The following is a 21,527-nucleotide window of genomic DNA, read 5'->3' on the forward strand; positions in this document are numbered from 1 at the left end:
AGTCATGACGAGCGTCGTTCCGGCGAAATCTGGGTTGCAGTGGACGATCGAATCGGGTGAGCACCGGGCGACCTTCGCGGAGGTCGGCGGTGTCCTGCGGGCGTACGAGGTGGGCGATCGGGAGGTCGTCGACGGATTCACCGAGCGCGAGCTGTCCCCCGCATCGGCGGGGCAGGTGCTGGCGCCGTGGCCCAACCGCATCCGCGACGGGCGGTACACGTTCCAGGGGGAGACACATCAGCTCCCGCTGACCGAGCCGTCCCGCAACACCGCCATCCACGGCCTGGTGAACTGGGTGCGGTGGCGGGCCGCCGACCAGTCGCCGGACGCGGTGACGTTGGAGTGCGACCTGGCCGCCCAGTCCGGGTACCCGTGGTCGCTGGCGCTGCGCACCCGGTGGAGCGTGGGCCCGGGCGGGCTGCGCTGCGACCAGGAGGTCATCAACACCAGCGACTCCGAGGCGCCGTGGGGGTATTCGGCGCATCCGTACCTGCGGCTGCCCGGCGTGGCCGTGGACGACCTGCTGCTCCGGGTGCCCGCGCGGACCAGGATCCTGGCCGACGGCCGCCTGCTGCCGATCGGGGCGGTGAAGATCGCCGGGTCCGAGTACGACTTCACCGGGCCGCGCCGGATCGGTGACCTGGTGCTGGACACGACGTTCGGTGACCTGGAATACGACACGGACGGCGGCTCGTCGGTGACGATAGCGGCACCGTCCGGCGACGCCCAGGTCACCGTGTGGGGGGACCGGCGTTTCGCCTGGTGGCAGGTGTTCACGTCCGACACGCTGCACGGCGAGCGGTACCGCCGGTCCGTGGCGATCGAGCCGATGACCTGCCCGCCGGACGCGTTCCGCTCCGGCCGGGATCTGATCGTGCTGAGCCCGGGGGACACCTGGGCCGCATCATGGGGGGTGCGTCCGTAGTCATGGATTTCGACGAGGTGGTCCGCAAACGGCGGATGGTGCGCACGTACGACCCGGACCGGGCGGTGCCGCCCGAACTGGTCGACAAGATCGTCAAGCATGCCCTGCGGGCACCGTCGGCCGGCTTCTCCCAGGGCTGGGGTTTCCTGGTACTGACCAAGGCCGAGGACCGGGCCCGGTACTGGTCGGTGACCACCGACGGCGACCTCGGCGACGCCCCGGCCGACGAGGGGTGGCACGGCTCGTGGCTGGACCGGATGCGCGCGGCCACCCTGATCGTCATCCCGATGTCGAACAAGTCCGCCTACCTGGAGCGGTACGCCCAGCCGGACAAGGGCTGGACGGACCGCGACGAGTCGCACTGGCCCGCGCCGTACTGGCACATCGACACCGGGTTCGCGGCGCTGCTGATGCACCTGACCGCGGTGAACGAGGGTCTCGGCTCCTGCTTCATCGGGCTGCCCGCCGCCCGGGTCGAGGCGTTCAAGGAGGCGTTCGGTGTCCCGCCCGAATTCACCCCGATCGGGGCGCTCACGGTCGGTCACCAGCTCCCCGACAAGAGGTCCCCGTCACTGCGCAGGGGGCATCGCCCGGTGGACGATGTGGTGCATCATGGCCGGTGGGCTGGGTAAAGCGCGGGCGGGAAACGGAAGGGGCGTGCCGTCGTGATCTTCAAAGCGGTGCGGGACGGAGCTCCGTACCCCGACCACCACACCACGCTGAAGATGTGGGCGGAGATCCCGCCGCGCCCGATCCGGCTGGCCGACCTGATCACCACCAAGCGTGAGCTCGCGCTCGACAAGCTGCTCGCCGAGGACTCGACGTTCTACGGCGACCTGTTCCCGCACGTGGTGGAGTACCAGGGTGCCTTGTACCTCGAGGACGGGCTGCACCGGGCGCTGCGCGCCGCGCTGCAGCAGCGCAACCAGATCCACGCCCGGGTCCTCGTGCTCTGAGGTCGGCTAACGTCAGCGGCATGCCCGTATCTGCGCTCGACCTGCTGGACCTCGACTCCCTGCTCAGCGACGAGGAGCGCGACGTGCGCGCGCTGGTGCGCCGCGTCGCCGACGACCGCGTCCGCCCGTACGTGGCGGACTGGTACGAGCGCGGCGAGGTCCCCGTCCGTGACCTGGCGTTGGAGTTCGGCAAGCTCGGCCTGCTCGGCATGCACCTGAAGGGGTACGGCTGCGCCGGCTCCTCCGCGGTCGCGTACGGGCTGGCGTGCATGGAGATGGAGGCGGCCGACTCCGGGGTCCGCTCGCTGGTCTCCGTGCAGGGCTCCCTGGCCATGTACGCGATCTGGAAGTTCGGCTCCGAGGAGCAGAAGCAGCGCTGGCTGCCGGGGATGGCCGCGGGTGAGCTGATCGGCTGCTTCGGGCTGACCGAGCCGGACCACGGCTCCGACCCGGCGTCGATGGCGACCCGGGCCCGCCGCGACGGCGCGGACTGGATCCTCACCGGCGGCAAGATGTGGATCACCAACGCGCCGATCTCGGACGTGGCCGTGATCTGGGCCCGCGCCGAGGAAGGCGTGGTCGGGTTCGCCGTGCCCACGGACACCCCCGGCTTCGCGGCCCGCGAGGTGCACCGCAAGATGTCGCTGCGCGCCTCGATCACCGGCGAGATCACGCTGGACGAGGTACGGGTGCCCGAGGCGGCCCGGCTGCCCGAGGCGCGCGGGCTCAAGGCGCCGCTGTCCTGCCTGACCGAGGCCCGGTTCGGCATCGTCTGGGGTGCGCTCGGCGCGGCCCGCGACTGCCTGGACACCACGCTGGCGTACGCGGGGACCCGCGAGCAGTTCGGCCGCCCGATCGCGGGTTTCCAGATCACCCAGGCGAAGTTCGCCGACATGGCCCTGGAGCTGCAGAAGGGGTACCTGCTGGCGCTGCACCTGGGCCGCCGTCACGACGCGGTCGGGCTGCGCCCGGAGCAGGTGAGCGCGGGCAAGCTGAACAACGTGCGCGAGGCCATCGCGATCGCCCGGCAGTGCCGCACGATCCTGGGCGCGAACGGGATCAGCGGCGAGTACCCGATCATGCGGCACGCGAACAACCTGGAGAGCGTGCTGACCTACGAGGGCACCTCGGAGATTCACCAGCTCGTCCTGGGCCAGCAGCTCACCGGACTGAGCGCGTTCGCCGGTTGAGCGCGGGCGCGGGGTTTCGTCCCAGCCGTACCTTGGGTAGCAACACCAGGGGGTGAGGGCGATGGCCGAGCGCCGCGACGTCGACGACCCGACCAGGGAGTATCCCGCCTACGAGCGGGGCCGCGCCGAGCCGCCCGGCCCCGAGCAGGACCGCCGCACCGGCGCCGGGGCGGACCGGGCCGAGTCCGGGCCGGGCGTTGCTGGACCTCCGGGGCCCGGCGCCGCCTGGCCCGACCCTCCGGTCGGGCGGTCCGGGTTCGCCCGTCTGCTGATCTTCACCGGCGTGGTGTTCGTCGTGCTGGTCGCGGCGTGCCTGGGGCTGCGGGCGGCGCACGTGCTGCCCAGCTTCGACAACCCGTTCAGCGACAAGAAGACCGACCGCAGCCAGCCGGTGCTGTTGCAGTCGATGCGCGACCTGAGCCGGTACGTGGCCGCCGACGGCACGTTCCAGGTCATCGTCGACCTGCAGGAGAACAAGGAGAACGTCCCGGACTTCCTGCTGAATCAGCGCACCCTGTTCGTCGGCTCCGGGACCGTGGAGGCGTACGTCGACTTCGGCTCGCTGGCCGGGGACGCCGTCACCATCAACACCGACGACAACTCCGTACGGATCACCCTGCCCGCCCCGCAGCTGTCGCCCGCCGCGCTCGACCTGGACCGCAGCTACGTGGTGGCCGAGGAACGCGGCCTGCTCAACCGGATCGGCGACGCGTTCCGCACCGACCCGGGCGCTCAGCAGCGGGTCTACCAGGCGGCGCAGCAGCGGATTACGGAGGCGGCCCGGGGCAGCGGCCTGGACCGCCGCGCCCGGGAGAACACCGAGAAGATGCTGACCAGCCTCTTCGCCCGCCTCGGCTACACCTCGGTCGCGATCACGTACGCGAACCCGTGACCGGTCACTCGCTCGGCATGATCACCCAGAGCACCAGGTAGATCAGGAACTGCGGGCCGGGCAGCAGGCAGGACAGCACGAATCCCACACGGACCAGGCTCGACGGCAGGCCGAAGCGGCGGCCCAGGCCGGAGCAGACGCCGGCGATCCAGCGGTCGTCGCGGGGCCGGTTCAGGCGGTTCACGGCATGCACTCCTTCTGGTGGCGGCCCCGGCACAGGCGCCGTGACCACGCTCGACGGTACGGCCGGCGCGCCCGTCCTCCCTCAGTCCGCAGAGGGAGATCGGATGTCCCCCGCCCGTAAGGGGGACCCGTACCCGCCGCCACTCGTTGTTAACCTGAGGGTCAATTCCGACGCCCGTTCCGGTAACCTCGTCCGGGTTTCGGCTAGGTAGGCCCACGGTGCGATGGCCCGCGGTGGCGGGCGCGACGAGGAGGCACGCGGTGACGCTGGCCGTGCTCTGTGGCAGCAACGGCAACGCCCTCGACCCGGACTCGGCCGCCCAGGTCACCGATTCCCTGACCGCAGCGCTGCTCACGGCAGGCGCCACCGTGATGGTGTCGCCCGCGAGCGCCGAGGACGTACCCGCCCAGCTCCGCCACCTGGCCCAGCTCGCCGCGGACGGCGAGGACGGCCAGGACGACCTGCTGGTCTGCGCGGACGACCTGGTCGCCCACCCCAGTCTGCTGTGGACGCTCGCGACCGAACCGGCGGGTCGCAGTACCGCCCTGGTGGCCCCCGCCGAGCACGGCGACCTGCGGGAGGATCGCGGGCGGCTGGTCCCGGCCGAGACCGGGGACGGCACGGTGCGTTTCCTCGGCGCGCTCTGCGTGGCCCGGGCCGACCTGCCGTTGCTCGCGGCCGCCGCGACCCGGGCCGCCGAGCTCGCCGACGCCGACGACCTCCCCGACTCGGGCGGCGCTCTGGCCGTGGGCGTCCGCAACGCGGTCGACGCGCTGCTGCCCGCGCTGCTGCAGGCCGGGCTGGTGCCGATCGCCACCCGGGTGCGGCTGCTGCGCGCCACCCGGGTCGGCACGGAGGCCGAGCTGAGCGCCGCGCGGGCCGAGGTCGCCGCGGTGGACGAGGACGCGGCCCGGTTGCGGGAGGCGGTCAAGGAACGCGACGACTTCTTCACCACGTACGCGGTGAGCACCTGGTCGCCGGTCGTCACCCGGGCGTGTGCCCGGATCGGGTTGAGCCCGACCGCGGTCACCGGACTGTCGGTGCTGTTCGCGGTCGCTGCGGCACTGGCGTTCTGGCAGGCGTCGCGGCCCGCGATGATCGCCGGGGCGGTGCTGCTGTACCTCGGTTTCGTGCTGGACTGCGTGGACGGGCAGCTCGCCCGCTACACCCGGCAGTTCGGGGCGTTCGGCGGCTGGCTGGACACGATGGCCGACCGCGCCAAGGAGTACGCGGTGTATGCGGGCCTGGCCGCCGGCGCGGAACGCATCGGGCTGCCGTACGCGTGGCCGCTGGCGATCGCGGCGATCGTGCTGCAGACGGTCCGCCACATGACCGATGCCTGGTACGGCGTGCTGCACGACGAGGCGGCGGCCCGCCGCGGTGCCGGTACGGCCGGTCAGGAGGGCGCGGGCGGGGTGGGCGCGGCGCTGAGCCGGGCGTCCAACCGGGTGCAGGCGGACACGGGCTCGGTGGCGTACTGGCTCAAGCGGATCGTGGTGTTCCCGATCGGCGAGCGGTGGGCGTTGATCGCGGTGCTCGCCGCGCTGACGACCGGGCGGGTGGCGCTCGCCGCGGTGCTGGGGTGGGGGCTGCTGGCGTTCGCGTACACCCTGGGGTTGCGCTCGTTGCGCGCCCTGTCGATGCGGGTGGCCGTGCTGGACCGGGCGGACCGGGCGCGGCATCGCGACGACGGCCCGCTGGTCCGTACGGTGCTGGCCCGCGCGGGGTGGTCCGCGCCGCTGGTGCTCGCGGCGGTGGCGGCCGTGGTCCCGGCCGTGCTGATCGCGGTGCTGCTCGTCGCGGGGCCGCCAGACGGGGTGTCCCGGGTCGCGCTGGCGGTGGCGGCGGTGCTGGTGCTGGGTGCCGGTCTGTCGGCACGGGCGCCGCACGACGGGCCGCTCGACTGGCTGGTCCCCGCCGCGTTGCGCGCCGCCGAGTATCTGACCGTGGTCGCGGTTTCGCTGGTCGGCGACGTCCCGACGCCGGTCACGTACGCGCTGTTGTTCGCGCTGGCGCTGCGGCACTACGACGTGACCGCGCGGATGGAGAAGGGCGCCCCGGCGGCCGCGGCGACCGGCGCGGTGCTCGGCTGGGACGGGCGGGTGCTGCTGCTGGCGCTGGCGGGCGTGGTGGGGGTCGCGACGGACGTCGAGGGGTTGCTCGCGTTGTGGGTGGCGGGGGCGGTGGTCGTGCAGGCCGTCGTGGATCGGCGAGCCGCGCGTCCGTGACGCAGCGCGTCCGGCGTCCCGGGCGGCCGTGACGTAGCGCAATGGACAGTTCCACGCGCAGCGTGATCTTTGATCTTTGTAACCGGGTGGTCACAGTGTGCAAATGGAACGTTCACCCGATGGCTTGGCGTCGATACCGATGGTCACAGTAGGCCCGATCGCCTGGGCCACCGTGCGGCCCGGATCACAGGTCGCGCAGCTCAGGAGGTGGACGGTGTCGACCGTCTCGCTCAAGGACGTCACCAAGGTCTGGCCCGGCGGCACCGTGGCCGTGGACAAGGTCAGCATGGAGGTCGCCGACGGCGAGTTCCTGGTGCTGCTGGGCCCGTCCGGTTGCGGGAAGTCCACCGTTCTGCGCATGATCGCCGGGCTGGAGGACCCCACCGCGGGAGACATCCTGCTCAACGGCGAGCCGGTGCTGGACCTGCCGCCGCGCCAGCGCAGCATCGCGATGGTGTTCCAGGACTTCGCGCTGTACCCGCACATGACCGTCGGGGACAACATCGGCTTCCCGCTCAAGCTGTCCGGCGTCGAGACCGTTCCCCGGCAGGAGCGGATCGGCGACGTGGCCACCGCGCTCGGCATCGGTGAGGTGCTCGGGCGCAAACCGGGCCAGCTGTCCGGCGGTCAGCGCCAGCGTGTCGCCATGGGCCGGGCGATCGTCCGCCGCCCCGGCCTGTTCCTCATGGACGAGCCGCTGTCCAACCTGGACAGCGGGCTGCGCGCCGAGCTGCGCGCCGAGATCACCGGGCTGACCCGCGAGCTCGGCGTCACCACCATGTACGTGACGCACGACCAGGCCGAGGCGCTGACCATGGCCGACCGGGTGGCGATCATGCGACGCGGCGTGCTGCAGGACATCGGCACCCCCACCCAGGTGTACGGCCGCCCCGCCACGCTGTACGTCGCCGCGTTCCTGGGTGCCCCGCGGATGAACCTGCTGGAAGCGTCCGTGTACGTGCACCTCGACCGGTACGTGGCGCTGAGCTTCGGCGAGCAGGCCCTCTTCCTGCCCTGGACGGACATCCGGGCCCGGGCGGTCGCCCGTTACCACGGCGAGCGCATCGTCGTCGGCGTACGGGCCGAGGCGCTCACCCCGGTCTCGCCGGAGACCCAGGGTGACGTGCTGCACGGGCGGATCCGCTACCTGGAGCATCACGGGCACGAGTCGCTGGCGTTCCTGGACATCGGTGCCACCGCGATCGTGGTCGACGATCTGGGCGGGGCGGCGCCGCAGCCGGCCGCGGCGGGCGGGGCGTTGCGCCGCTTCGGTGGCGCCCTGCAGCGGCTCGCCGGGCGGGGGGAGCGGTCCGCGGTGGCGGTCGCCGAGCCCGCCGCCGGCCAGCGCACGAGCGTGCTGAGCGATCCCGGGCGTCACCACCGGCGTCCCGCCGAGCTGGCCGTACGGCTGGCGCCCTACCCGGCGGTGTCGCCGGGTCACCCGCTGTCCGTCTCCGTACGGATGGACGCACTGCACTTCTTCGACGAGAGCGGCGACCGGATCGACATCGGCTGGCGCTGAAATCTGTCCGATTCTTGACTCCATGGGTTAACCTCACCCCCACGTCGATGCGATGGCGTATCGACGTCACTTCCGTGAGGGGTCGTCATGGCTAACGCAAGCGGGTTGTTGGTGATCGAACGCATCCTGCGGGACCGCCAGGGCATCTGGCAGCAGGTGGTGGAGGACCGCGGGCTCTCCCGCCTGACCGGTCAGATGCTGGTCAGCACGGTCATCGCGCTGGCCTGCTACGGCGCGGTGCTGGGGTCGTTCCACAGTGTGCTGATGGCGTCGACGTCCGCCCTCAAGCTGCCGCTGCTGTTCCTGGTCACGTTGGCCATCTGCCTGCCGACGCTGTACCTGTTCAACCTCGTCTTCGGCGCCCGGCTGTCGGTGCGGCAGTCGCTCGCCCTGGTGATGGTGGCGTTGACCGTGACCGCCATGCTGGCCCTCGCCTTCGCCCCGATCAGCCTGTTCTTCCTCATCACCGCGCCGGACTACGGCTTCTTCAAGCTGCTCAACGTGGCGATCCTCGCGCTGTCCGCGCTGGTCGGGCTGCGCTTCCTGACCGGCGGCATGAAGGTGCTCAACGCGCACGGCCTGCTCGCCCCGGCCGTTGCAGCCCCGGCCGCCGCGCCGCCCGCCCCGGCCGCCGCGCCGCCCGCCCCGGCCGCCGCGCCGCCCGCCGACCCGGCCGTGCCCACCCAGGGCGGTGCTCCGGCCGCCGTGCCCGCCAACGGCAACGGGGGCACCGCCACCATCACCCAGACCGTCCCGGCGCCCGTCCAGGTTCCCGCGGGCTACCAGCTCGTTCCCCAGCCGCTGCCGCGACCGGTACCGCGCCCCCAGGCAGCGGCGACGCCGCCGAGCATGGCGCTGCTGTACGTCTGGATCCTGCTGTTCGGTTTCGTCGGCACCCAGCTCGCCTGGACGCTGCGGCCGTTCTTCGGCAGCCCCGGCATGAAGTTCAGCCTGTACCGCGACATCGACGGCAACTTCTACGCGGAGATCTTCCGGACCATCGCGCACCTCTTCTGAGGCCCCCGGTCGGATTGTCGCCTGCCGCGGCGGGGCCGCAGCGCGTAGGCTGCTCGCTGGTGGAGGAGAGATGTGGTTCGTTCGCGAGCCAGGAGACGCTGCGCCCGACTGCCGGCAGGCAGGATCCGGCCGCGGGCGCGGCTGCGCACCCCACGTCCGCCTGCCCGCTGCTCGACTGTACGTTCGGGCGCGACGACATCACGACGCTGCGGCACGAGGTGTCCGACCGCCTCACGGTGGCCGGGTGCACGGGCGACCGGCTGCACGGGTTCGTGCTGGCGGTCAACGAGGTGATCACGAACGTGGTGCTGCACGCCGGCGGTCAGGGGCGCATCGTCGTCCGGCTGACCGCCGGCTCGGCCTGGTGCACGGTGACCGACTCCGGCCCGGGGATTCCGGAGCGCTTTCTCGGCCGTCCGGGGGTGCCCGAGGCGTTCGAGGTCGGCGGCCGGGGCATCTGGCTGGCGCACCAGTTGTGCGACGAGGTCACGATGGCCACCGGCCCGATCGGGACCACGATCGGCCTGCGGATCGACCTGGGTCCAGCTCACCGGCCCTGAGTGGAGCAACGACACACCGGTGTGCCGCTTAACAGCCCGGAATCGCCGGGGAAATGTGAGCGGGCCTTTCCGCCGCGAAGTGGGTGCGGCGCGACTACATTGGGCCAGTGCTCGGACTACCACCTCATGTCACCGTATGCCTTTTCGACCTTGATGGCGTGCTGACCCAGACCGCGCTGGTGCACAACGCCGCCTGGAAGCAGACGTTCGACGCCTTCCTGCGCGACTGGTCCGCCGCACACGGGCAGGAATTCGTGCCGTTCGACAAGGGCGAGGACTACCACCGGTATGTGGACGGCCGTCAGCGGGCCGACGGCGTGCGCACGTTCCTCGCCTCCCGGGGGATCACCCTGCCGGAGGGCACCCCGGACGACGGCCCCGACGCCGAGACCGTGAACGGCGTCGGCAACCGCAAGAACGTGCTGGTCCTGCAGAAGATAAAAGAGGGGGCGGTGCAGGTCTACCCCGGCTCGGTGGACTACCTCAACGCCGCGGCGGACGCCGGTCTGCGCCGGGTCGTCGTCTCGGCCAGCGCCAACTGCAAGGACGTGCTCGACGCCGCGGGCCTCACCCACCTCATCGAGGCCCGCGTGGACGGCGTCACCGCCCGGGAGCATCAACTGCCCGGCAAGCCCGCCCCGGACACGTTCCAGTACGGCGCGAAGCTGGTCGGCGTCCCGCCGGAGAACTGCGCGGTGTTCGAGGACGCGCAGGCGGGCGTGGCGGCCGGACGCGCGGGCGGTTTCGGCATCGTCGTCGGGGTCGACCGGGTGGGCCAGGCGCAGGCGCTGCTCGATCACGGCGCCGACATCGTCGTACAAGATCTTTCCGAACTGCTCGCGCGCTGAGCGCGTTATCTGATTCACCGACTCTCTACGTCGCATTGTTACGAGAGGCATTACCGTGATCCGTGAACGGGCCTATCCCGTCGACCCGTGGCACATCCGGGAGACCCGACTGGACCTGGACCTGCTGGCCCAGTCCGAGTCGGTCTTCGCGCTGTCCAACGGCCACATCGGGATACGCGGAAATCTCGAGGAGGGCGAGCCGCACGGCCTGCCCGGCACGTACCTGAACTCCTTCTACGAGCTGCGGCCGCTGCCGTACGCCGAGGCCGGGTACGGCTTCCCCGAGTCCGGCCAGACGATGATCAACGTGACCAACGCCAAGCTGATGCGGCTGCTCGTCGACGACGAGCCGCTCGACGTCCGGTACGGCGAACTGCGCTCCCACGAGCGCGTGCTCGACCTGCGCGCTGGGACGCTGGAACGCACCGCCGAGTGGGTGTCCCCGTCCGGGCAGGCGATCCGGATCCGCACCGTGCGGCTGGTCTCCTTCACCCAGCGCGCCGTGGTCGCGTTCCTGTACGAGGTCGAGCCGCTGGAGGCGTCGGCCCGGCTGATCCTGCAGTCGGAGCTGGTCGCCAACGAGCAGCTGCCCCCGATGAGCAAGGACCCGCGGGTGGCCGCGGTGCTGGACCACCCGCTGCTCGCCGAGGAGATGCTGGAGCAGCGCACCGGCGGCCTGCTGGTGCACCGCACCAAGGCGAGCGACCTGCGGATGGCCGCGGCCATGGAGCACCTCGTCGAGGCGCCCGGCCGGCACGCGGTCACCACCGAGGGGCACCCGGACTGGCTGCGCACCACGGTCGCCTGCAAGCTCGAACCGGGCCAGCGGCTGCGCGTGGTCAAGCTCGCCGCGTACGGGTGGTCCAGCAACCGGTCGCTGCCCGCGGTCCGCGATCAGGTCGGCGCGGCCCTGGCCAGCGCCCGCCTGGACGGCTGGGACGGCCTGGTCGAGGCGCAGCGCGAGTTCCTGGACCAGTTCTGGGACCACTCCGACGTCAAGGTCGAGGGCGACCCGGAGGTGCAGCAGGCGGTGCGCTTCGGGCTGTTCCACACGCTGCAGGCCGGTGCCCGCGCCGAGCAGCGGCCGATCGGTTCCAAGGGGCTGACCGGCCCCGGCTACGACGGTCACACGTTCTGGGACGCCGAGACGTTTGTGCTGCCCGCGCTGACCTACACCCAACCGTCCGCGGCGGCGGACGTACTGCGCTGGCGGCATTCGACGCTGGACCTGGCCCGGGAGCGGGCGCAGACGCTCGGCCTGCAGGGCGCCGCGTTCCCGTGGCGCACGATCCGCGGCCAGGAGTGCTCGGCGTACTGGCCGGCGGGCACGGCGGGCTTCCACATCGGGGCGGACATCGCCGACGCGGTGCGCCGGTACGTGCAGGCCACCGGCGACGAGGAGTTCGAGCGGGAGATCGGGCTGGAGCTGCTGGTGGAGACCGCGCGGCTGTGGCGCTCGCTGGGCCACCACGACCGGCACGGCCGCTTCCACATCGACGGAGTGACCGGGCCGGACGAGTACACCGCGGTGGTGAACGACAACATCTACACCAACCTGATGGCGCAGCAGAACATGTTCGCCGCGGCGGAGGCGTGCAAGCGGCATCCCGAGATGGCTCGCAAGCTGGGGGTGGACGACGAGGAGTCGGCGTCGTGGCGGGACGCGGCCGCGTCCGTGCACATCCCGTACGACCGGGAGCTGGGGGTGCATCAGCAGTCGGAGGGCTTCACCCGGCTGCAGGAGTGGGACTTCGAGAACACCCCGCCGGAGGCGTACCCGCTGCTGATGAACTACCCGTACTTCGACCTGTACCGCAAGCAGGTGATCAAGCAGGCGGACCTGGTCATGGCGATGTACATCCGCGGCGACGCGTTCACCCCGGAGGAGAAGGCCCGCAACTTCGCGTACTACGACGCCCGGACCGTGCGGGACTCGTCACTGTCCGCGTGCGTCCAAGCGGTCCTTGCCGCCGAGGTGGGGCACCTGGAACTGGCCCACGACTACCTGGGCGAGGCCGCCCTGATGGACCTGCACGACCTGCACCGCAACGCCCGCGACGGGGTGCACGTGGCGTCCCTGGCGGGCTCGTGGATCACGCTGGTCGCCGGCCTGGGCGGGATGCGCGACTTCAACGGTCAGCTCTCGTTCGCGCCGCGGCTGCCGAGCCGGATCAACCGGCTGGACTTCTCGCTGCTGTGGCACGGCAAGCGGCTGCGGGTGGACGTGACGCCGGAGGAGGTGACGTACTCGCTGCGCAACGGCGGCGGCGCCGCCCGGCTGGAGCTGGTGCATCACGGCAAGGAGATCGAGGTGACCCAGGTCAAGCCGGTGACCGTACCGATCCCGCCGGCCCCGCCGGTCGGCTCCGCGCCGCAGCAGCCCGCGGGCCGGGCGCCGGTGCGCCGGGCCAACGCCAACGGCTGAGTGCGGTCACGCGAACGGCCCCCGTCCACCGGACGGGGGCCGTTTCCGCGTGCGGTCAGAGCAACGACACGTGTACGTGGTCGGTGTGTGCGCTCGGTCCGTGGTAGGTGTGCCAGCCGGTGGCCGGGAACCAGATCTGCTTGAACCAGATGACGTAGTAGATCCCGAGCCGGTCCGCGTTGCGGACCAGGAACGCCATGAGGTTGTTGCCGTAGTTCTTCATGTCCGCGTTGTGCGCGACCGAGAATCCCTTGTCCTGCAGCGACCAGTCGCAGGCGCGGCCCTTCGGATGCTCGAACGGGCCCCCGTCGCGGTGACAGCCGACGAACCGGTCGAAGCCCGCCTTCTTCACCTCTTTGTAGAGGTGGAACGTGCGCGGGGTGATGCATCCGTTGGTCGTGGGGTCGTTGACCGTGCACGCCTCGGGGGAGAATCCGCCGTCGGAGTTGCGCGGGGCGGGGGCGGCCTCCGGTGACTTGGCCACGACGAACCCGCCGGTGAGGCTCTCGCCGCCGACCAGCGCGAGCGCCTTGTCGGCGGTCTCCTTCTGCTTCTTCATCGCGGCGAGGTTCTGCTGCTGCGACTTGATCTCGGCGTCCAGCCGCTCCTTGGTCGAGGTGACCTCGTCGATCGCGCTGTTCAGCTCGTGAAGCTTCTCGTCGTTGATCGAGTTGATCTCTTCGAGCGAGATGGCCTTCTTGAGGAAGGAGTCGGAGCTGTTCGAGTTGAGCAGGTAGCTCATGCCCGACAGGTTCCCGGTGCGGTACTGCTGCCCGGCGACCGCGCCGACCTCGGGGAGCAGAACGTCCCGCTTGGCCTCGGCGTTCTTCACGTCGATGGCGAGCGCCAGCTGGGCCTTCGTCGACTTCGCCACGGCGGCCTTGGCGGCGACGAAGCGACGGTTGGTCGACTCCATCACCTCGTTGAGCAGCGGGGGGTCCGTGCCCTCGTCCGGCGAGGCGGTGCCGCTGCCCGGCTCCGCGCTGGCCGGGGCGGCCGGGGCGGCGAGCATCGTCAGCGCGACGAGCGGTGCCAGGGCTACGGTCAGCCACCGGCGGTGTCTAGCCGTCATTCTCTTCCTTCCACGTGACCACCGACCGGGTTAGCTGACGGGTTCGGGACGGAAGCGATCCCTACCGCGCGGGTGGCGCGGATTCACCCCACAAACGTGGTTCCCCGGCTCGCCCGAAGGCGATTAGGTGGTGGCCTGCCGGCACCTTTGGGGGTGGTGCCTTCCTGGCAAGACCGGCGGCCAGCTTACCTGACGAATCATCTAGACAGCCGGTGCCAGATGCGTTACCGGGCAACAACTTTCCGTGACTCACCCAGGGGAATCGCCGGTTCCGTGGCCGTAACGCCGGTCAATGTGAATCGTTGCGCTTCTCTCACTTCGTGACGCGTTGTCAGCGCGCGATAACTGAACGTGTGACCCCTGTCGAATCCCGCGCGAGTAGGTATTCTTCGACACGGTCTCCGTTTCATAACGGCGTCAGGAAAGGCGCCGGCGGAAACCACCGCCTAATCGCCCGCGGGCGAGCCGGGGAACCACGTTCGTTGGGGTGAATCCGCGCCACCGCGCGGTAGGGGCCACTTCCGTCCCGAACCCGTCAGCTAACCCGGTCGGCGGTCGACGGAAGGAACGCACGTGCGGCACACCCCTGCCCGCCGGCTGTGGGCGACGCTGTTGGCCCTGCTGGTCGTCGTGTCCGTACCGGTCGTCACCGGTTCGGCGGCCTCGGCGGCACCCCGGCCGCTGGCCGCGCCCGGCGACGACGAAGGCGGCACCAAATCCCTCACCGACGCGCTCGATGCTGCGTCCCGTGGCTTCGTCGACGCCAGGGACGCACTGGCCAAGTCCAAGCAGCGGCAGCAGGAACTGGCCGCGGCGCTGCAGAAACTCGACGTCGAGCTCGGCCCGCAGCAGGCCGCGCTGGACGAGATCGCGCAGCAGACGTACCGGACGGGGCGGCTCGGGCCGATGAGCGCGCTGCTCACGGCGTCCGACTCGCACACCCTGCTGGACCGGGCCGACGCTCTGCGGTCGTACGGGGTCCGGCAGGAGGAGGCGATGCACAACCTGAAGCAGACCCGCGACGGTCAGGCCCAGGCGAAGCTGGAGATCGACGCCGCGATCCGCGACCAGCAGAAGCAGCTCAACGTCATGGCCCGGCGCAAGGCCCAGGCCGAGGCCGCGCTCAAGGCCGCGGGCGGCGGCCAGGACGTCGAGGGACCGACCGGCGGCAACAGCACCAAATCCGCCACGGCTCCCCGCAACCTGGGCACCGGCTGCACGGTTGACGACCCGACCACCACCGGCTGCATCACGCCCCGCCTGCTCTTCGCCATGCAGCAGGCGCAGAGTGCGGGCTTCAACCACTTCGTGGCGTGCTTCCGGCACCAGAGCTTCGGGGAGCACCCGAAGGGCCGGGCCTGCGACTTCGCCGCCGACAAGGGCGGCTTCGGCGGGGTGGCCTCCGGTGCCAGCCGCGACTACGGCGACCGGCTGGCGAACTTCTTCATCGGCAACGCCGACCGGCTCAACGTGCTGTACGTCATCTGGTTCCGCCGGATCTGGCTGCCCAGCAGCGGCTGGAAGGCGTACACCCGGGGCAACGGGGACCCGTCGAGCGACCACACCAACCACGTGCACCTGTCGGTGCGCTGATCGGCGCGGGAGTACGGGGACTACCGGCGCATGTAGTCCTCGTACTCCTTCAGCACGTCCTCGGTGGGGCCGTCGGCGCGGATGAGGCCGGACTCCAGCCAGATCGAGCGCTCACAGGTGTCGCGGATCGACTGCTCGCTGTGGCTCACCAGGAACACCGTGCCGGCCTCCTCGCGCAGGTCGCGGACCCGCTGCTCGCTGCGGCGGCGGAACTTGGCGTCGCCGGTGGCCAGCGCCTCGTCGATGAGCAGCACATCGTGCTTCTTGGCGGCCGCGATGGAGAAGCGCAGCCGGGCCGCCATGCCGGAGGAGTACGTCTTCATCGGCAGGGAGCCGAAGTCGCCGCGCTCGTTGATGCCGGAGAACTCGATGATCTCGGCGGTCTTCTCCTTCACCTCGGCCGGGCTCATGCCCATCGCGAGGCAGCCCAGCACGACGTTGCGCTCGCCGGGCAGGTCGTTCATCAGCGCCGCGTTGACGCCGAGCAGTGACGGCTGACCCGCCGCGTAGATCTCGCCCCGGTCCACCGGCAGCAGCCCGGCGATCGCCCGCAGCAGGGTCGACTTGCCGGAGCCGTTGCTGCCGATGAGCCCGATCGCCTCCCCCTTGTACGCGACGAAGCTCACGCCCTTGACCGCGTGGACCTCGCGGACGGCGCCGGACTTCTGGCCGGTGATGATCCGCTTGAAGCTGGCCACGGGGGTGTTCGTGCCCTGGCCGGCGGCGCCGTAGATCCGGTAGACGATGTGTGCGTCGTCCGCGATGACGGTGGGCACCCGCTCGGTTGTCTCAGCCACGGCCGTATCCGTTCTCCCCGCGCCAGAAGTAGACGAACCCGCCGATGCCGACGAGCAGCGCCCACACGATCGACTGGATCCACAGGCGCATGGGCGGGCTTGCCAGCTGGACGTTCTCCATCAGCGCGTGCCGCATCAGCTCGATGAAGACCAGCATCGGATTGGCCTCGATCACCTGCAGCTTCCAGCCGTGAAACGCCTTCTCGAACTTCTGTGCGGAGTACAGCACCGCGGAGCAGTACATCCAGATCCGCATGATGAACGGGATCAGCTGCTTGAGGTCGGTGACCTTGGAGCCGAGCCGGGCGGTCAGCATGGCGAGGCCCGCATTGAAGATCGCCTGCAGCAGGAGTGCGGGCACGATGAGCAGCCACTGGAGGGTGATCGGCTCGCCCGAGATCAGCACGATGCTGATGAGCACCAGCATGGAGGCGATCAGGTTGCGCGCCTCGACCAGCACGACGGCCAGCGGCAGGCTGGCGCGGGGGAAGTGCAGCGCCCGGATCAGGCCGAGATTGCCCGTGATCGCCTGGACGCCGTTCTGCACCACCGACTGGGTGAAACTGAAGATGAACACCCCGGTGCAGAGGTACGCGATGAAGTTGCCGCCGCCGCGGGCGCCGCCCAGGATGACGCCGAAGATCAGGTAGTACACCGCCGCGTTGATCAGCGGTGTCAGCACCTGCCAGAACATCCCCAGCCGGGTGTCGCCCAGCGACGACGACACCTTGGCGTTGGCGTACTCACCGATGAAGTGCCGGTAGGCCCACAGCTGGCGCACGTATCCGGGAAGGCTGGGCAGGGCTCCGGCCGCGCCCAGGCCGTGCCGGTGGGCCAGTTCCTTCAGGGGCAGACCGGTGTCGTTTCCGGCGACCGCAGTCTGGACCATGGGGTGGCGCTCCGATCTCGTCGGCCCGGTGTGCCGGGCCTCGCGGGTTTTGCGCGTGAACACAGTAACGAGCGAGTGTCGTTGAAACGGCATCGTATCGACGTGAGGCCGACGGTAGCCGAGCAATCGGCGGAACGCAACCGTAGCGTCGTTGCGCTATATTGCCTCCGTGGCGACCGGGAAACGAGCACCTGCCGGGGCGGCGGTCCTCCGCGGTGACATCACCGTGGCGATCCGCAACGCCGTGATGAAGGAGTTGGCCGAGGTCGGTTACGGCCGGCTCTCCATCGAGGCGGTCGCGCGCCGGGCGGGGGTGGGCAAGACCGCGATCTACCGCAGGTGGAGCAACAAGCTCGAGATGGTACTCGAGATCGTTTCGGATGTGGCCGAGCGTGCCGTGCCGCTACCCGACACCGGCACGTTCGCCGGTGACCTCCGACTGCTGTTGATGATCGCGAGCAAGGCCCTCCAGCACCGGATGGCGTCCCAGATCATCCCGGATCTGATGGCCGAGGCCGCCCGTAACCCGCAGATCGCCGAGACGCTGCAGCGGGCTCTGCACACCCATCAGCACGCGGTCGGTGACAAGCTGGTCGGCCAGGCGATCGCTCGCGGGGAACTGCCCGCCGACGCCGACCCGGACGTGGCCGTGGACCTGATCCTCGGCCCGCTCTACTGGCGGGTCGCGGTGGCCCGGACCCCGATCGACGACGACTGTCTGGAGAAGCTGGCCGTCGCGGTGACCCATGCGTTGCAGGGTGGTCGCTCGGCGGGCTGAGCCCGTTGATGCATGGCGGTGTCCTCTTCTGTGGCCGACGTCCCGGCAGATCGGTCCGGCCGCCGGGCCGCTGAGAACTTTCCGCGGTCGGCCGCCCGTGCGGAATCCACCCTCAGCGCGGCCGCCAACCGGCCGATCGGTGCGGTGATCAGGCCGTGCGATCGGAGGAACACACATGCGGGGAAAGCTGCTGGTGGCATTGCTCGTGCCGCTCACCCTCGGCGGGTGCGGGGTGATCGGGCTCACCGCCGCGACGCCGTCCTCCACCGCCGGGGCCACTCCGGCGGCGGGCGCCGGCGGCAGCTGGATCGTGGTGGCCACCGGTTCGGCGACCCCCACCCCGGGTGTGACGTACCCCTCCCGCGCGACCTCGCTGCCCCCGCCGTCGTTCCCGGCGACGTCCGGCAGTGCCTGCCCGCCCGCCCCGAACGGCGAGGTGGTCATCCCCGTGACGGTGACCCCGGGCATCCGCTCGCTGACCATGACCTGGCCGCGGCGACAGGCCTCCGGCTACCGGGTGACCGCAGTGCCGCAGACGCTCGTCACGGGCGCCCAGCCCGGTTACACGTGGATCAATGTCCCCGCCACCGGTGCCGGGTGCGCGGTCAGCTACACGATCACCGGGCTGAAGACCGGCGTCCCGTACGTGGTGTGGCTGGACGCGCAGAACACCGGGGGCCTGACGGACGGCACCCGCAACCCGTACAGCGGGGCCTCGGGGGTCGTATACCCGAAGTGAGTCATGCGGCGACGTACCGGGCGAGGCCGTCGACGAGCAGGTCGAGGCCGAAGAGGAATCGCTCGTCGCCACCGCCGCCGGTGATCTCGCGGGCGTGCCGCTGCAGGTTCGGGAAGTGTTGCGGGGGCAGCTTTTCGTAGTACGTGGCGAGCTGCTCGACCCAGTGCGCGAAGTACTGCTCCGGATCCGTGCCGGACGACTCGACGCTGGCCTGCCGCAGCGAACTCTCGTACACCTCGGCGACCATGTACAGGAAGATGCGGTCGAGTGCCCACCCCGCGATCCGGGGCGGGATGCCGCCGGCCAGCAGGACCGCCATCATCCCCTCGGTGATGCGCAGGGCGTTCGGTCCGGTGGGGACGGTGGCCAGTGCGGCGCGGGCGAGGTCACGGTAGGCCATCAGCCGCGTGTAGCCGTCCCGCGCCATCTGCCTGATCTGCTCGGGCCAGCAGGCCGGGTCCGGCACGGGGACCCCGATGTCGGCGCAGGCCCGGTCGAACATCAGGTCGAGCAGTTCGTCCCGGTTCGCCACGTGGGCGTACAGGCTGGACGGGCCCGTGCCGAACTCGGCCGCCACCCGGCGCATGCTCGCCGCCTCGACGCCCTCGGCGGCGACGATCCGCAGCCCGACCTCGACGATCTGGTCGCGGGACAGTGGCGGCCGTGCGGCGCGGCGGCGGCGGGCGGTCCCCGGACGCCACGGCGGCGGAGGCAGGTCGGGCTCGGTCATCGCGGCACATATTACTTGACGCGAACGGTGTTCGTCTGTAGAACGGTGTTCGACTACACGAACACTGTTCTTTCCATCGGGGGTTACATATGCAAGCGGTACTCGAACAGACCGGGACGCCGTACCGATGGCGTTGGGTTGCGCTCTTCGTCATCCTCGCGGCCGAGGTCATGGACCTGCTTGACGCGCTGGTCACCACGATCGCCGGGCCGGTCATCCGGTCCGAGCTGGGCGGGACCCTGAGCCTGATCCAGTGGCTCGGCGCGGCGTACACGCTGGCCATGGCGGTCGGGCTGCTGACAGGCGGGCGGCTCGGCGACATCTTCGGGCGCCGCCGCATTTTCATGATCGGTGCCGCCGGCTTCACCGCGGCCTCGCTGCTGTGCGCCATGGCCTGGAGCCCGGGCGTGCTGATCGGCGCGCGGACCGTCCAGGGGCTTTTCGGGGCGCTGATGCTGCCGCAGGGCCTGGGCATGATCAAGCAGATGTTCAGCCCGTCCGAGCAGGCCAAGGCGTTCGGTGCGTTCGGGCCGGTCATGGGCCTGTCCGCGGTCGGTGGCCCGATCCTGGCCGGCTGGCTCGTCGACGCCGACTACCTCGGCGCGGGCTGGCGCATGATCTTCTTCATCAACCTGCCGCTCGGGCTGTTCGCGGTGATCGGTGCGATGCGGTTCCTGCCCGAGTCGCGCGCCGAGCGCACCCCACGGCTGGACATGGTCGGGGTGCTGCTCGCGTCGGTCGCCGCGTTCCTGCTGCTGTACCCGCTGGTGCAGGGCCGCGAGCTGGACTGGCCCGCATGGGTCTTCGTCATGCTCGCCGCGGGGATCGTCCTGTTCGTGGCGTTCAGCCGGTACGAGGCCGCCCGCGAACGCGGCGGGCGCGATCCGCTGGTCACGCCGAGCCTGTTCCGCAAGCGCGCGTTCACCGGCGGGCTCGCACTCGGCCTGGTCTTCTTCGCCGCGCTCATCGGCATCGGCCTGGTCTTCACGCTCTACCTCCAGGTCGGGCTCGGGTACTCGCCACTGAAGGCGGGCCTGACCACACTGCCGCAGGCGCTCGGCACCGTGTTCGGATTCGTCGCGGCGGGCGCCGGGCTCAGCGAGCGGCTCGGCCGTCGGTTGCTGCTCATCGGCACGCTGGTGATGGCGGCCGGTGCGGCCGGTGTCGCCCTGACCGTGCAGGCGGCGGGCGCGGACATCAGCCCGTACCAGCTCATTCCGGCGCTGCTGGTGCTCGGGGCCGGCATGGGTCTGGCGATGGCGCCGTTCTTCGACATCGTGCTCGCGGGTGTCGACGAGGCGGAGACCGGTTCGGCGGCCGGGGCGTTGACGTCCGTGCAGCAGCTCGGTGGCGCGTTCGGCATCGCCGTCCTGGGCACGATCTTCTTCGGACTGGTGCCCGGAGCGGTCGCGCACCACGTCGACACGTCGGCGGGAGAGTTGCGGGCCCAGCTCACGGCCGCCGCCGTGCCGGCTGCGGCGCAGCCGGGGATCGTGGCCGGGGTCCGCGCCTGCCTCGCCGACCGGGTCGCCGAGGAGGACCCGGGGGTGCAGCCCGCGTCGTGCCGCGCCGCGACCGGCGCCGGCCCGGCAGTTCCCGGGCTCACCGGGTACGCGGAGCGGGCGGCGCAGGCCGGCTTCCGGGACGTGACCGTGCGTACGCTCTGGGTGGTCCTGGGGCTGATCCTCGCGGCGTTCGCGATGGGATTCCTGCTGCCCCGCCGGGCGAGGCCGGGGGGCGAGGGCCACTGACCCTCGCACCACGGGCCCCCAGGCAGCGGCGTGACCGCTCCTGGGGGCTTCTCGTTTCGGACAATTGGTCCACACTGCCCGGACGTCGTCACACGCGCCGGATTCGGTCTCCGGGCCCGGATTCTCGCGCTACCCGAAAGAGCCTCGAGCCACTTTGCCTCTTTCGTGTCACCCGCCGTGTGAACCGAAAGCGACGACGGAGGCACGCAGCGTGGCCACTCCCGCCTCAGGCATCACCAGATCGGTCCGCAGCCTCAGCCGTTAAGACGGAAAACCAGCTCAGCGGGGGCGTGGGCGATCGAGGACGTTATATCGTCGGCTCCGCCGCCGAGAACGGTGCCGGAGGTTCCCCCACGCCCCCACCCGCCTCCGACCCCCCGATGAACGAGGACGGACAAGTGTCGATCTCCCGCCGCGGCCTTCTTGCCGCC

General features: G+C 70.9%; 20 protein-coding genes and 2 riboswitches. Of the genes, 15 read left to right on the forward strand and 5 right to left on the reverse strand.

What is annotated here, in order from left to right:
* The first annotated feature begins 4 nt into the window (after window positions 1–4).
* The 5 genes from ACMCNK_RS25625 (at window position 5) to ACMCNK_RS25645 (ending at window position 3,963) form a co-directional block, all read left to right on the forward strand.
* Window positions 5–925: an aldose 1-epimerase family protein gene (locus ACMCNK_RS25625; protein ID WP_412738911.1), complete on the forward strand. Its 921-nt coding sequence runs from the start codon at window positions 5–7 to the stop codon at window positions 923–925.
* A 2-nt stretch (window positions 926–927) separates the two neighbouring features.
* Window positions 928–1,557, forward strand: coding sequence for a nitroreductase family protein (locus tag ACMCNK_RS25630; protein ID WP_412738912.1), 630 nt, complete (start codon window positions 928–930; stop codon window positions 1,555–1,557).
* Window positions 1,558–1,590: 33 nt separating this feature from the next.
* Window positions 1,591–1,881: a type II toxin-antitoxin system VapB family antitoxin gene (locus tag ACMCNK_RS25635; protein WP_130510434.1), complete on the forward strand. Its 291-nt coding sequence runs from the start codon at window positions 1,591–1,593 to the stop codon at window positions 1,879–1,881.
* A 20-nt stretch (window positions 1,882–1,901) separates the two neighbouring features.
* Window positions 1,902–3,071 carry an acyl-CoA dehydrogenase family protein gene (locus ACMCNK_RS25640; protein WP_412738913.1) on the forward strand — a complete coding sequence of 390 codons (1,170 nt, stop codon included), beginning with the start codon at window positions 1,902–1,904 and terminating at the stop codon, window positions 3,069–3,071.
* A gap of 61 nt (window positions 3,072–3,132) precedes the next feature.
* On the forward strand, window positions 3,133–3,963 hold the full coding sequence (locus ACMCNK_RS25645) for a DUF4230 domain-containing protein (protein ID WP_412738914.1): 831 nt from the start codon (window positions 3,133–3,135) through the stop codon (window positions 3,961–3,963).
* A 4-nt stretch (window positions 3,964–3,967) separates the two neighbouring features.
* On the opposite strand, the gene ACMCNK_RS25650 is transcribed toward ACMCNK_RS25645, so the two are convergent.
* A complete protein-coding gene (locus ACMCNK_RS25650; protein ID WP_412738915.1) occupies window positions 3,968–4,147 on the reverse strand; it encodes a PspC domain-containing protein in 180 nt (59 codons plus the stop codon).
* Between the two features lie 260 nt (window positions 4,148–4,407).
* Here ACMCNK_RS25650 and ACMCNK_RS25655 point away from each other — a divergent pair, with 260 nt between their 5' ends.
* From ACMCNK_RS25655 to ACMCNK_RS25680, 6 genes are all read left to right on the forward strand, one after another.
* The gene (locus ACMCNK_RS25655; RefSeq protein ID WP_412738916.1) at window positions 4,408–6,375 is read left to right on the forward strand and encodes a DUF5941 domain-containing protein; all 1,968 of its coding nucleotides are present in this window, start codon (window positions 4,408–4,410) and stop codon (window positions 6,373–6,375) included.
* Window positions 6,376–6,589: 214 nt separating this feature from the next.
* Complete coding sequence (locus tag ACMCNK_RS25660; RefSeq protein WP_412738917.1) at window positions 6,590–7,897, forward strand: ABC transporter ATP-binding protein; 1,308 nt, start codon at window positions 6,590–6,592, stop codon at window positions 7,895–7,897.
* A gap of 87 nt (window positions 7,898–7,984) precedes the next feature.
* The gene (locus ACMCNK_RS25665; protein ID WP_412738918.1) at window positions 7,985–8,914 is read left to right on the forward strand and encodes a hypothetical protein; all 930 of its coding nucleotides are present in this window, start codon (window positions 7,985–7,987) and stop codon (window positions 8,912–8,914) included.
* Between the two features lie 59 nt (window positions 8,915–8,973).
* Window positions 8,974–9,474 carry an ATP-binding protein gene (locus ACMCNK_RS25670; RefSeq protein ID WP_412738919.1) on the forward strand — a complete coding sequence of 167 codons (501 nt, stop codon included), beginning with the start codon at window positions 8,974–8,976 and terminating at the stop codon, window positions 9,472–9,474.
* 107 nt (window positions 9,475–9,581) lie between these two features.
* Window positions 9,582–10,322, forward strand: coding sequence for a beta-phosphoglucomutase family hydrolase (locus ACMCNK_RS25675; RefSeq protein WP_412738920.1), 741 nt, complete (start codon window positions 9,582–9,584; stop codon window positions 10,320–10,322).
* Between the two features lie 55 nt (window positions 10,323–10,377).
* A complete protein-coding gene (locus tag ACMCNK_RS25680) occupies window positions 10,378–12,747 on the forward strand; it encodes a glycoside hydrolase family 65 protein (RefSeq protein WP_412738921.1) in 2,370 nt (789 codons plus the stop codon).
* A gap of 55 nt (window positions 12,748–12,802) precedes the next feature.
* Here the strand turns inward: ACMCNK_RS25680 and ACMCNK_RS25685 are convergent, their stop codons facing one another.
* The gene (locus ACMCNK_RS25685; protein ID WP_412738922.1) at window positions 12,803–13,819 is read right to left on the reverse strand and encodes a coiled-coil domain-containing protein; all 1,017 of its coding nucleotides are present in this window, start codon (window positions 13,817–13,819) and stop codon (window positions 12,803–12,805) included.
* A 2-nt stretch (window positions 13,820–13,821) separates the two neighbouring features.
* Window positions 13,822–13,959: riboswitch (cyclic di-AMP (ydaO/yuaA leader) on the reverse strand.
* A gap of 293 nt (window positions 13,960–14,252) precedes the next feature.
* Window positions 14,253–14,389: riboswitch (cyclic di-AMP (ydaO/yuaA leader) on the forward strand.
* Window positions 14,390–14,392: 3 nt separating this feature from the next.
* On the opposite strand from ACMCNK_RS25685, the gene ACMCNK_RS25690 reads away from it, so the two are divergent.
* Window positions 14,393–15,412, forward strand: coding sequence for a coiled-coil domain-containing protein (locus ACMCNK_RS25690; RefSeq protein WP_412738923.1), 1,020 nt, complete (start codon window positions 14,393–14,395; stop codon window positions 15,410–15,412).
* A gap of 20 nt (window positions 15,413–15,432) precedes the next feature.
* On the opposite strand, the gene ACMCNK_RS25695 is transcribed toward ACMCNK_RS25690, so the two are convergent.
* On the reverse strand, window positions 15,433–16,209 hold the full coding sequence (locus tag ACMCNK_RS25695; protein WP_412738924.1) for an ABC transporter ATP-binding protein: 777 nt from the start codon (window positions 16,207–16,209) through the stop codon (window positions 15,433–15,435).
* Window positions 16,202–17,098, reverse strand: coding sequence for an ABC transporter permease (locus tag ACMCNK_RS25700; RefSeq protein WP_412738925.1), 897 nt, complete (start codon window positions 17,096–17,098; stop codon window positions 16,202–16,204). The genes ACMCNK_RS25695 and ACMCNK_RS25700 overlap by 8 nt, the downstream gene beginning before the upstream one ends.
* A 169-nt stretch (window positions 17,099–17,267) precedes the next feature.
* Here ACMCNK_RS25700 and ACMCNK_RS25705 point away from each other — a divergent pair, with 169 nt between their 5' ends.
* Window positions 17,268–17,876, forward strand: coding sequence for a TetR/AcrR family transcriptional regulator (locus tag ACMCNK_RS25705; protein ID WP_412738926.1), 609 nt, complete (start codon window positions 17,268–17,270; stop codon window positions 17,874–17,876).
* Between the two features lie 175 nt (window positions 17,877–18,051).
* Entirely contained in the window at window positions 18,052–18,615 is a 564-nt protein-coding gene (locus ACMCNK_RS25710; RefSeq protein ID WP_412738927.1) for a fibronectin type III domain-containing protein, read from the forward strand.
* Window position 18,616: 1 nt separating this feature from the next.
* Here the strand turns inward: ACMCNK_RS25710 and ACMCNK_RS25715 are convergent, their stop codons facing one another.
* Entirely contained in the window at window positions 18,617–19,345 is a 729-nt protein-coding gene (locus ACMCNK_RS25715) for a TetR/AcrR family transcriptional regulator C-terminal domain-containing protein (RefSeq protein WP_412738928.1), read from the reverse strand.
* 89 nt (window positions 19,346–19,434) lie between these two features.
* Between ACMCNK_RS25715 and ACMCNK_RS25720 the strand changes: the two genes are divergently transcribed.
* The gene (locus ACMCNK_RS25720; protein ID WP_412738929.1) at window positions 19,435–21,096 is read left to right on the forward strand and encodes a DHA2 family efflux MFS transporter permease subunit; all 1,662 of its coding nucleotides are present in this window, start codon (window positions 19,435–19,437) and stop codon (window positions 21,094–21,096) included.
* Window positions 21,097–21,527 lie beyond the last annotated feature (431 nt).

Source organism: Krasilnikovia sp. MM14-A1259, from assembly GCF_047159535.1.
Classification (GTDB): domain Bacteria; phylum Actinomycetota; class Actinomycetes; order Mycobacteriales; family Micromonosporaceae; genus Actinoplanes.

Coding starts and splice junctions, on each gene's coding strand:
- ACMCNK_RS25625 (WP_412738911.1), top strand. CDS start 5: ATGACGAGCGTCGTTCCGGCGAAATCTGGGTTGCAGTGGACGATCGAA.
- ACMCNK_RS25630 (WP_412738912.1), top strand. CDS start 928: ATGGATTTCGACGAGGTGGTCCGCAAACGGCGGATGGTGCGCACGTAC.
- ACMCNK_RS25640 (WP_412738913.1), top strand. CDS start 1,902: ATGCCCGTATCTGCGCTCGACCTGCTGGACCTCGACTCCCTGCTCAGC.
- ACMCNK_RS25645 (WP_412738914.1), top strand. CDS start 3,133: ATGGCCGAGCGCCGCGACGTCGACGACCCGACCAGGGAGTATCCCGCC.
- ACMCNK_RS25665 (WP_412738918.1), top strand. CDS start 7,985: ATGGCTAACGCAAGCGGGTTGTTGGTGATCGAACGCATCCTGCGGGAC.
- ACMCNK_RS25685 (WP_412738922.1), bottom strand. CDS start 13,819: ATGACGGCTAGACACCGCCGGTGGCTGACCGTAGCCCTGGCACCGCTC.
- ACMCNK_RS25700 (WP_412738925.1), bottom strand. CDS start 17,098: ATGGTCCAGACTGCGGTCGCCGGAAACGACACCGGTCTGCCCCTGAAG.
- ACMCNK_RS25710 (WP_412738927.1), top strand. CDS start 18,052: ATGCGGGGAAAGCTGCTGGTGGCATTGCTCGTGCCGCTCACCCTCGGC.
- ACMCNK_RS25715 (WP_412738928.1), bottom strand. CDS start 19,345: ATGACCGAGCCCGACCTGCCTCCGCCGCCGTGGCGTCCGGGGACCGCC.
- ACMCNK_RS25720 (WP_412738929.1), top strand. CDS start 19,435: ATGCAAGCGGTACTCGAACAGACCGGGACGCCGTACCGATGGCGTTGG.